This window comes from Vibrio sp. V43_P6S15P86 (genome assembly GCF_009904725.1).
Taxonomy (GTDB): Bacteria; Pseudomonadota; Gammaproteobacteria; order Enterobacterales; family Vibrionaceae; genus Vibrio; species Vibrio diabolicus.
The window spans coordinates 1-10,089 of the sequence record NZ_WXWT01000118.1; the positions used below are offsets into that span (position 1 = coordinate 1).

General features: G+C 44.7%; 9 protein-coding genes and 1 pseudogene. 4 read left to right on the forward strand and 6 right to left on the reverse strand.

Features of this window, described 5'->3' with window-relative positions:
• Together exsC and exsE2 are read left to right on the forward strand one after the other, a co-directional pair.
• A pseudogene (exsC, locus tag CAG69_RS05045) lies at positions 1–215 on the forward strand (type III secretion system regulatory chaperone ExsC); the annotation flags it as partial.
• A gap of 8 nt (positions 216–223) precedes the next feature.
• Positions 224–529 carry a T3SS regulon translocated regulator ExsE2 gene (exsE2, locus tag CAG69_RS05050; RefSeq protein ID WP_005397379.1) on the forward strand — a complete coding sequence of 102 codons (306 nt, stop codon included), beginning with the start codon at positions 224–226 and terminating at the stop codon, positions 527–529.
• Between the two features lie 134 nt (positions 530–663).
• Here exsE2 and exaC read toward each other — a convergent pair whose 3' ends face one another.
• The gene (exaC, locus tag CAG69_RS05055) at positions 664–2,184 is read right to left on the reverse strand and encodes an acetaldehyde dehydrogenase ExaC (protein ID WP_161443025.1); all 1,521 of its coding nucleotides are present in this window, start codon (positions 2,182–2,184) and stop codon (positions 664–666) included.
• Positions 2,185–2,423: 239 nt separating this feature from the next.
• Between exaC and CAG69_RS05060 the strand changes: the two genes are divergently transcribed.
• On the forward strand, positions 2,424–4,184 hold the full coding sequence (locus tag CAG69_RS05060) for a sigma-54-dependent Fis family transcriptional regulator (protein WP_161443027.1): 1,761 nt from the start codon (positions 2,424–2,426) through the stop codon (positions 4,182–4,184).
• 60 nt (positions 4,185–4,244) lie between these two features.
• Here the strand turns inward: CAG69_RS05060 and CAG69_RS22290 are convergent, their stop codons facing one another.
• Entirely contained in the window at positions 4,245–4,382 is a 138-nt protein-coding gene (locus CAG69_RS22290) for a hypothetical protein (protein WP_005464410.1), read from the reverse strand.
• Positions 4,383–4,957: 575 nt separating this feature from the next.
• On the opposite strand from CAG69_RS22290, the gene CAG69_RS05065 reads away from it, so the two are divergent.
• Positions 4,958–5,161, forward strand: coding sequence for a hypothetical protein (locus tag CAG69_RS05065; protein WP_161443028.1), 204 nt, complete (start codon positions 4,958–4,960; stop codon positions 5,159–5,161).
• A 9-nt stretch (positions 5,162–5,170) separates the two neighbouring features.
• On the opposite strand, the gene CAG69_RS22455 is transcribed toward CAG69_RS05065, so the two are convergent.
• The 4 genes from CAG69_RS22455 to zwf form a co-directional block, all read right to left on the reverse strand.
• The gene (locus CAG69_RS22455) at positions 5,171–5,698 is read right to left on the reverse strand and encodes a hypothetical protein (protein WP_237668040.1); all 528 of its coding nucleotides are present in this window, start codon (positions 5,696–5,698) and stop codon (positions 5,171–5,173) included.
• A 231-nt stretch (positions 5,699–5,929) separates the two neighbouring features.
• Complete coding sequence (gene gnd / locus CAG69_RS05075) at positions 5,930–7,378, reverse strand: decarboxylating NADP(+)-dependent phosphogluconate dehydrogenase (protein WP_005397369.1); 1,449 nt, start codon at positions 7,376–7,378, stop codon at positions 5,930–5,932.
• A gap of 38 nt (positions 7,379–7,416) precedes the next feature.
• Positions 7,417–8,133: a 6-phosphogluconolactonase gene (gene pgl, locus CAG69_RS05080; protein WP_005397368.1), complete on the reverse strand. Its 717-nt coding sequence runs from the start codon at positions 8,131–8,133 to the stop codon at positions 7,417–7,419.
• Entirely contained in the window at positions 8,130–9,632 is a 1,503-nt protein-coding gene (gene zwf, locus CAG69_RS05085) for a glucose-6-phosphate dehydrogenase (protein ID WP_005397367.1), read from the reverse strand. The genes pgl and zwf overlap by 4 nt, the downstream gene beginning before the upstream one ends.
• Positions 9,633–10,089 lie beyond the last annotated feature (457 nt).

Sequence of the window (10,089 nt, forward strand, 5' to 3'; positions counted from 1 at the left end):
GGCCTGAGCATCAATTATTCTTTAGTTTAGATAATCATCGACATGTACTCTGTTTAAACCGACTCATTAACATTAAGCGACTGGATTATGAGTATTTTGAAACTGCTTTGGCGGAATTGTTGACGCAAAGTGAGTCGTGGGAGTCGTTATTGTCTGCTCATGTCGCCACTGCTGAGGTAGCTCCGATGCCACAAACTTTAGACTTAAGAGTTTAGGTGTCTCTATGTCCAACGACATCCAATCTAAATACACTAACTTACCGGTTCATGAAGTAAAGCAAGCGCAGCAAAGTGATGCTCTGCCACAAGGAACGTTTCATGGCCGCAAAGTGACCCTACTCTCTTCATCAGAAAGCAGTTTGGCTCGAATGAGCTCTAAAAGAGAACTTAGCGAATGTTTAAACCAGTTTGCGAGTCTTGAGTCTTGTAATCGCGTCTTGGATTTTGATCAGCAGTTTAGTCTTGAAAAGCAAAACACCGCGGTCGAAAAACTACTTGAACGAAAAGTGACCGTAATTCAACGTTCCTGATCACGCAATATAAATGGGTTCAAAATATAAATTTCACGTATATACACCCTCCCCCCCGCAAGCCCATGCAATAAAAAACCCCGAAGGCTCGGGGTTTTGGTTAGTACTGCTTTTTCTTTGTTAACTACTTCAATTTAGAAGAAGCCTAGTGGATCAACACTGTAGCTAATCAATAGGTTTTTCGTATTTTGGTAATGATCCAACATCATCTTATGTGTTTCGCGGCCGATACCCGACTTTTTATAGCCACCGAACGCAGCGTGTGCAGGGTAAGCGTGGTAACAGTTGATCCAAATTCGACCAGCTTCGATATTACGGCCCATGCGATATGCCACGTTTGCATCACGCGTCCAAACACCTGCACCTAAGCCATATTCCGTGTCGTTCGCAATTTCCAGTGCTTCCGCTTCATCTTTGAACTTAGTGATAGCAATCACTGGGCCAAAGATTTCTTCTTGGAAAATACGCATCTTGTTGTGGCCTTCCAGCATTGTTGGCTGAATGTAGTACCCTTGACTGATTGACTCTGGCTGTTCAGACACGCCACCACCAAAGACCACTTTTGCGCCTTCTTCACGGCCGATTTCTAGGTAACTTAAAATCTTATCAAACTGTTCTTGAGAAGCCTGAGCACCAACTTGAGTATCGGTATCGAGCGGGTTACCTTGCTTGATTAACTGCGCACGTTCCGTCAATTTATCTACGAACTTATCGTAAATCGCTTCATGAACCAGCACACGAGATGGACAGGTACAAACTTCGCCTTGGTTGAAGAAACCAAGTAACGTACCTTCAATACACTTATCGAGATACTCATCTTCGTAGTCGAAAATATCTGAGAAGTAGATGTTTGGAGATTTACCACCCAACTCAACTGTCGATGGGATCAAGTTGTCTGCCGCACATTTTAGAATGTGATTGCCAACTTGTGTTGAGCCCGTAAACGCGAGTTTTGCAATACGGTTGCTGGTTGCTAACGCTTGGCCTGCTTCTGAACCAAAGCCGTTTACAACGTTGATGACGCCCGGAGGAAGCAGATCACCGATTTTTTCCATCAAAACCAAAATCGACGTTGGCGTTTGCTCTGCTGGCTTCAATACCACACAACAACCCGCCGCAAGTGCCGGTGCCAGTTTCCAAGCCGCCATGAGCATTGGGAAGTTCCAAGGGATGATTTGACCAACTACGCCAATCGGCTCTGGGAAGTGATAGCTTGCCGTGTGCTCATCCAGCTCCGCCGCACTGCCTTCTTGTGCGCGAATACAACCCGCAAAGTAACGGAAATGATCCACCACTAAAGGCAAGTCCGCCGCCAAGGTTTCACGAACTGGTTTGCCGTTTTCCCATGTTTCTGCAACTGCAAGTTCTTCTAAATGCTGTTCGATACGATCAGCGATTTTCAGCAAGATGTTAGAGCGTTCAGTCACACTGGTTTTCGCCCATTTTGCTTTGATGTTGTGTGCCGCATCCAATGCTAAGTTGATATCCGCCTCGCCAGAACGAGCAACTTTACAATACGCTTGTCCGTTGATTGGTGAGATATTATCAAAGTACTCACCGCCCGTTGGTTTTACCCATTCCCCACCGATAAAGTTATCGTAATGCGATTTGAAATTAACGATGGCATTTTCACTACCTGGCTGTGCATAGATCATAACTCTTCCTTTTGTTTCTCGTTCAATGTGTTATTGCAGTGTCGTATCGCACTGTTCACAAAGAGCATTACGCAAGTCACACGCCAACTACACCACACTTGTTGTTAATTAAATGTAAAACTATGATTACCAAGCGATAACAAACCAAGTGAGCGATGTTTGAGCGGATGTATGGTGTGAACACCAATGTTCAAGTGTTCCAAAATGGCACACCCTCACTGTGACAAAATGGTACAGTCATGGAACTTCAACACATTAGCGATAACAATTGGCTTTCAACTTCATGGATCCGAAGTGAACAGGCGGGTTTAAAACAGCGTCGACGCCCTGAAGATATTCGAGTGACACCAGCGACACTTCAAGATAGGCGTCACCAACTCAACTTCTTATTGGAAACCGTCACCCAGTTTGCTCTCCCGCTGTTCAATCAGCTTTTTGCTCATAGTGACAGCCGCTTAATTCTGACGGATGCCGACGGCGTCATCATCGGCAGTTGGGGACAACCTAAGTTCCGCGAGAAGTTGACCGAAATTGCGCTAAGCTCTGGTGCGTGCTGGCAAGAAAAGGTCAAAGGCACCAACGCGATTGGGACTGCGATAGTTGAAGCAAAACCGGTCTCAGTCATCGGCGATCAACACTTCATCCAACATCATCGTTTTATTAGCTGCTCGGCCAATCCTATTTTCGATCATCTTGGTCATTTGATTGGCGTGCTAGATATCACCAGCGAACAAAAGAAACATGATTTCTCAACGCAAGTTCTGGTACAAAACATGGTTCAGCAAGTTGAAAATCAATTGCTTAACTTGATTCCACAAGGGCATATTCGTGTGGATTTGGCATGTGAGAAAGGCTTACTCAACAGTGGGTGGCAAGGGATTATCATCGCCAATGAAGATGGACAGATTCTTGCGCACAATCAAGTTGCTTCTCAGCTCCTCGCGCAACAAAACGTCATCGGGCAATCGCTCGACGACATTCTTTCTATCCAAAGTGACGAGCACCCTTTCGTGTTCAAAACAAAGCCGCTGACCGACAAAAAAGTGAAGTCTCGTTCCGTTACCGCTTCCAATGATCTGCATTATGGTGATTCCACTGTCGAGCATTGCTGGCAACAAGCCAATCGTGTTATCGATAAAGACATCAGCTTACTGATTCTCGGAGAAACTGGGGTTGGTAAAAATGAGTTTGTGAAAGCGCTACATAAAAACAGCCAGAGAAAAACGGGGCCGTTGGTTTCCGTCAACTGTGGCGCACTACCGAAAGATTTGGTTGAGTCCGAATTGTTTGGCTACGTGGCTGGTGCATTTACTGGCGCAAACAGCAAAGGCTATCAGGGAAAAATTCGCCAAGCGCACAAGGGGATTTTGTTTCTGGATGAAATCGCAGATTTACCCTTGGAAGCTCAAAGCCGCTTGCTGCATGTATTGCAAGATAAAACCGTGCTTCCCGTTGGTTCAAACCAAAGTGTTCAAGTCGATACGCAAATCATCGCGGCCACGCATAAAGATCTCGAGAACTTGGTTAGCGAAGGATTGTTCCGTCAAGATTTATACTATCGCCTCAATGGTTTGATCATCGAATTGCCTCGTTTTGAAGAACGAGATGATAAGCAACAACTGATCGCAAATATCCATCGACGTCATGCTGAATCTGAACAACAACTTTGCCCTCACCTACTTTCTCTGCTGCTTTCTTACTCTTGGCCAGGAAACTTGCGTGAACTCGATAGTTTAATCAAAGTATCCGCATTAATGGCGCAAGGTGAAGAAACGTTGGAGCTCGCTCACGTACCGACTCACTTGAGTAAGAAACTCAGCCAGGCTCAAGACGTAACAACCGCTGCCGAACCCACGTTAGAACTGCGTGCAACCGTCGAAGACAAACTGCTCAAAACATATCAAGCCAATCAGGGGAACATCAGCAAAACATCTCGTATGCTTGGCGTCAGTCGAAATACAATTTATAGAAAGCTGAAAAGCCTCGGCATATTGGGTTAATCCATAACCTCAGATACAAAAAGAGCACTTTTGCGGTGCTCTTTCTATTTGAAACCTAGCTTACAGGCCACCTTGTTGTTGCGCCTGTTTTACTAATGCCTGACGTTGAGTTTCCTTCTCAGAGATCACTTGGTTGTCCTTGTGTATTTCCTGATCCAATTCTGCCGGAATGAAAACAAAGTACTTGTTAAGAGTCATCTTAGAACCTCAATTTGTTGTGTTAATCACCTTCTTGGTCAACGTAAACAACACCAGAAAAACACGTTTTACTGGATCCTTGTTGCTGGTTTCAAAAAATAGAGGATGTTCATTTATTAAACATCCTCCATGTGGGCGCTAATTATAGGCGTAGTTCAAAGGCTTACCTAGCACTCTTTTTCGCCTTTCTTGCAACCTTAGTTTCATTCTCAAACCTGATGCAATCACACATATTCAATAAAGTATTGTTAAGCAAAGAAAAGTGATTTTCATCGTGACTGATAATGAGGATGAGCTTCCCGGAATTATTGACTTGAAATTACGCCTAGTAAACTCGAAGGCTGCAATAATAGCGTTAAAAGGCCTTAATCTGCACAGCAAAAACTTTGAAGTGATAGACAAATGCATTCATATATTTGTAAATCCGTTTATGGATTTGTCTACCAGTTCAATATTTCACCTTTTTTGAGAAATCTTTAGCCACTTTTTTGTGTGAAACGCCAAAAAAGAACAGACAATCAAAGCGTGGTATATGAGCACACTTGTCTATCCCCACTCAGCTTTGGGAGGCGTTTATGAAAAGTAGCAAACTTGGCCATGTGATGTCTTTCAGCAGAATGTTTTCCTTCATTGCGTTTTTGACGGCTACATTCGCATGGATTCTTAGCATGTATGCCCTATTTATTGTTTCTGTAGTGGCTCTTGTGGTCAGCGCAATTCTCTACCTCAAAGACAGGTTTTATCAAAACAAGAAAACGACCACTGAAAAGAGCGCCTAGCGCTCTTTTCTATTGAGTGTAATTTTCCTGTGACTTGATATAGTTATCAATCCGTTCGAGTTCGTGAAAATAGCCATACACCGCAATGCGATTAATCTCAGCATCCAAGCAAAGCCTCTCATCTTTCACCATAGCTTCAATCGACATCCCACTGGACGCGATTGTGAAAGGTGGGCACGCTGAGTAACCATTATTTTCTGCAATATACCTCAATCGCCCAAATTCCAAAATTTGAACTGGAATAGCAACGATAAGGGACAAGACAACTGTTATGGTTATCACTTTAATCGGCACTTTGACTAACTGTGTCATTCGATCAAATAAAATATAAACCAATAATGTAGGACACAAGAGTAAGCTTGCGATACTTAAAACATATGACGCATCAATGTAGACCACTTGAAAGCCACTACTGAGCTGAAGCGGTAGAGATTCGAAAGCGAAATGATGATAAAGGCGATAAATGGAGTAAATGATCAGTAATATGAAAATAAGCAACACGAAAGCTGTGTAAAATGGGGGCTTCTGTTGTGTCATTTCTATTACCTTGACCTTGTAGTTGAGGAGATGCAAGAGAGCGGCTTGGCTTCATCTTCGAAAAGAAATATTAAACTGCTAGCAAAAGCATGCTTTCCCATTTCTGAGAAGTGCGTAACGAGTCAAGGTTTGATGTAACTTTCAAATCTACCAATATCTCAATATCTTACGGACACAAAAAAGGATGCCAATTGGGCACCCTTTTGCTTTTATCCGTTTACTGACTGCGGATTACACGTCGTAAGTTGTAGACGCTGTGTCGCCGCCTGTACCAGTCCAGTTCGTGTGGAAGAATTCACCACGCTCACGGTCGATACGCTCGTAAGTGTGAGCACCGAAGTAGTCACGTTGAGCTTGCAGTAGGTTCGCAGGTAGACGAGCTGTTGTGTAACCGTCTAAGAACGTTAGTGCAGAAGTCGTACATGGCATTGGGATGCCTGCTTCTAGAGACTTAGCTGCCACTTTACGCCATGCTACTAGGCTGTTTTGTAGGATGCCTTTGAAGTAATCATCAGAGCCTAGGAATGCTAGTTCTGGGTTTGCTTCGTATGCATCACGGATGTTGCCTAGGAACGCGCTGCGGATGATACAACCACCACGCCACATAAGAGCAACGTTACCGTAGTTTAGGTCCCAGCCATTCTCATTTGATGCTTCGCGCATTAGCATAAAGCCTTGAGCGTAAGAGATGATCTTAGACGCTAGAAGCGCTTGACGTAGTGCGTCAACCCACTCTTGCTTATCACCTTCAACTGGTGTGATTGTCTTACCGAACAGTTTCTCAGCTTCAACACGTTGATCTTTCAATGCAGATAGACAGCGAGAGAATACAGACTCAGAGATTAGCGTTAGAGGAATACCTAGGTCTAGAGCGTTGATACCCGTCCATTTACCTGTACCTTTTTGGCCAGCAGTGTCTAGGATTTTCTCAACTAGAGGCTCACCGTCTTCATCTTTGTAGCCAAGGATGTCAGCCGTAATTTCAACAAGGTAGCTGTTTAGCTCAGTGTTGTTCCACTCAGCGAATACCGCTTGCATCTCGTCTGCAGACATACCAAGACCGTCTTTCATGAACTGGTAAGCTTCTGTGATCAGCTGCATGTCGCCGTATTCGATGCCATTGTGTACCATCTTAACGAAGTGGCCCGCACCGTCGTTACCAACCCAGTCACAACAAGGCTCACCTGCATCAGTTTTTGCAGAGATACCTTGGAAGATTGGCTTAACCGCTTCCCAAGCTTCTGGAGCGCCGCCAGGCATGATAGATGGGCCAAAACGTGCACCTTCTTCACCACCAGATACGCCAGTACCGATGAAGTGGATGCCTTTTTCGCGTAGTGCAGCAACACGACGGTTTGTATCTGGGTAGTTTGTGTTACCACCATCGATGATGATGTCGCCTTTGTCTAGTAGAGGGACTAGCGCGTCGATGAACTTGTCTACCACATCACCTGCGCGAACCATTAACATCACTTTACGTGGCGTTTCTAGCTTCTCTACTAGTTCTTCTAGAGAGTATGCACCGATGATGTTCGTGCCTTTTGCTGGACCTTCCAGGAACTCGTCTACTTTAGCAGCAGTACGGTTGTGAGCGACCACTTTGAAGCCGTGATCGTTCATGTTTAGGATAAGGTTTTGACCCATTACCGCTAGGCCAATTACACCGATATCACCTTTCATTGTTTCTCTCCAATTTTGTTTCATTGACGAGCAGCGTTTTAAGCAATTTTTGCTGCTGCGTCCAAATCTAAATACCATTCCGTCAGGCCAGATTTCGCTTGAATCTTAGCCGCTGGGTATGGCAGTGCGTGTGCAGGTGAACTGTTGATCTCTTCAACGATGTCCGCTTTTCCTGCACCAAGCACTAAGTAACTGATGCGTTTTGCTGCTTCTAAAACGCGTGCCGTTTTTGACACACGAAGCTGGCCCGACTCAGGATGAGACGCCACAAGAGATAGATTCGCATCATCATAATTCGTTTGGCCAGGGAACAGAGAAGCTGTGTGACCATCTGCGCCAACACCTAATAAGATCCAGTCAAACACAGGGGTTCCGTTTTCAGTCGGAATCACCTCTGACATCTCTTTCGCAAAGCGTTCCGCTTCCACTTTAGGGTCATCTTCACCGCGAATACGGTGGATGTTTTCTGTTGGAATGTTTACTTGGCTAAACAGTAGCGCGTTCGCTTCTCCGTAGTTGCTTTCCGCATCGTCAGGTGCGACACAACGTTCGTCACCCCACCAGAAGTGGAGATTTTGCCACTGAATAGAGGTTGCGTAAGCCTCTGAAGCCAACAGTTTGAACAGCATTTTAGGAGTGCTGCCGCCAGAAAGAGAGATGTGAACAGGTCGGCCCATTTCGCTGAACGCTTTCATGTCGTTAGCTAGGCTTTCAACTACCTGCTCTGCTGTTTGGTAGATCTTATGGTTGATCATAGTTCACAGTAATCCGTATCTGTTAAGTTTTTACATGGGAAGCGCCAAGCGCGACCATCACGCTGTAGCAGGTCGTCTGACTCTTTAGGACCCCATGTGCCGCATGCGTACCCGAAGAGGGATTGTGGATCTTGTTTAAAATCTAAAATTGGCTGTACGTACTGCCAACACGCTTCCACCGCATCACTACGTGCAAACAGCGTAGCATCACCATTCAAAGCATCAAGTAGAAGACGCTCATACGCAGTTAGCATTTGCGTTTCTTGTAGGTCAGCGTAATGGAAGTTCATTTTCACTTCTTTCGCTTCAAAGCCTGCGCCTGGCTCTTTCAAGCCAAAGCTCATTTGAATACCTTCGTCTGGCTGAATGCGAATGATCAGCTTGTTTTCTGGTGCGTTTTGACCAAACACTGGGTGCGGTGTTTGTTTAAAGTGGATAACCACTTCAGTAACGCGTGTTGGAAGACGCTTACCAGTACGCACGTAGAATGGCACGCCATTCCAACGCCAGTTGTTAATGTATGCTTTCAAACCGATGTAAGTTTCGGTACGAGAATCATCTGCAACCCCCGGCTCTTCACGGTAGCCACGTAGACTTTGTCCACGAACTTCAGAAGCGGTGTATTGACCTAATACTAGATCGTTACGCAGAGCGTTTTCGTCCAAAGGTTTTAAACACTGGAGTACTTTAACGACTTCATCACGCATCGAATCTGCATTGATCTGTGCTGGTGGCTCCATACCCACCATCGCCAATACTTGTAGCAGGTGGTTTTGGAACATATCGCGCACGGCACCCGAGTTGTCGTAGTAACCACCACGCTCCTCTACGCCGAGGAATTCTGCGCCCGTGATTTCAACATAATCAATGAAGTTACGGTTCCAAAGCGGCTCAAACATCGCGTTTGAGAAGCGAAGTACAAGAAGGTTTTGTACCGTCTCTTTACCTAAGTAATGGTCAATTCGGTAAATTTGATGCTCTTGGAAGTGCTCGTGAATTTCTTTATCCAGAATACGCGCTGATTCAAGGTCATAACCGAATGGTTTCTCAATAATCAGGCGTTTCCAACCATCTTCTTCTTTGTTTAGGCCGTGTGCTGCAAGACTTGCAGGAATCACACTGTATAAACTTGGTGGGGTTGCTAAGTAGAAAAGCGTATTGCGCTGATCGAAACGATATTCGTCAGCAAGTTGGTCTAAACGAGAAGATAGCTTACTGTAATCTTGTGTGTCAGAAGTATTGATAGCTTGGTAGTGCAGATGGTTAATAAATGCATCAAGCGTTTCTGGCTCAGTCTTTTCCATTTCCTGAAGCGATTTTTTCAGCTTCGCGCGGTAAGACTCATCACTGTATTCAGTGCGACTTACACCCAGAATGGCAAAATTCTCTGGAAGCTGCTTGTTCGCGTAGAGGTGGTATAAAGCAGGAATGAGCTTACGGTACGTAAGGTCACCTGAAGCACCAAAAATAACGATGCTGCTGTTTTCTGGTATTACCATCATCTTTCCCTTAAAAACGAGGTACTTATTGTGTGCCCGGATACGGCTAGAGAATGAGCCAACCCTATCAATGGCACCTCAAAATAGAAAATTGGTCTTACCTATTACGTTGATAGGTAAAGTCTATGGGCCCAAAGAACCTCAAGAAGTTGCATTTCCGATTCTTGGAAACACGACGTGTTGAGGTCATTTAAGTCACTTATGTCTCAAAAGTACACACTGTACTCGCTGGAGGAGAGTCCGACACGGGGCAATATTGTCTACGACTATTTGATTTACATCAACACTTGCCAGTGCAAACGTTTAAATAAGTTGCACAAAACGTCATAACCGATTGTATTTTATTGATAAAAAAAGTTTCATCTAAACGCCCCAAAATTTAAGCAAAAACTCTAATATGGGTAAAAATTACTCATACTTGCAATCCATTACAGTTTTATCGTGATCTGTGTTACTT

Bases quoted from the DNA above. Each gene is read 5' to 3' on its own strand.
- pgl (WP_005397368.1), bottom strand. From the start codon at position 8,133: ATGATCAACCATAAGATCTACCAAACAGCAGAGCAGGTAGTTGAAAGC.
- zwf (WP_005397367.1), bottom strand. From the start codon at position 9,632: ATGGTAATACCAGAAAACAGCAGCATCGTTATTTTTGGTGCTTCAGGT.
- CAG69_RS22455 (WP_237668040.1), bottom strand. From the start codon at position 5,698: ATGACACAACAGAAGCCCCCATTTTACACAGCTTTCGTGTTGCTTATT.
- gnd (WP_005397369.1), bottom strand. From the start codon at position 7,378: ATGAAAGGTGATATCGGTGTAATTGGCCTAGCGGTAATGGGTCAAAAC.
- CAG69_RS05065 (WP_161443028.1), top strand. From the start codon at position 4,958: ATGAAAAGTAGCAAACTTGGCCATGTGATGTCTTTCAGCAGAATGTTT.
- exsE2 (WP_005397379.1), top strand. From the start codon at position 224: ATGTCCAACGACATCCAATCTAAATACACTAACTTACCGGTTCATGAA.
- exaC (WP_161443025.1), bottom strand. From the start codon at position 2,184: ATGATCTATGCACAGCCAGGTAGTGAAAATGCCATCGTTAATTTCAAA.
- CAG69_RS22290 (WP_005464410.1), bottom strand. From the start codon at position 4,382: ATGACTCTTAACAAGTACTTTGTTTTCATTCCGGCAGAATTGGATCAG.
- CAG69_RS05060 (WP_161443027.1), top strand. From the start codon at position 2,424: ATGGAACTTCAACACATTAGCGATAACAATTGGCTTTCAACTTCATGG.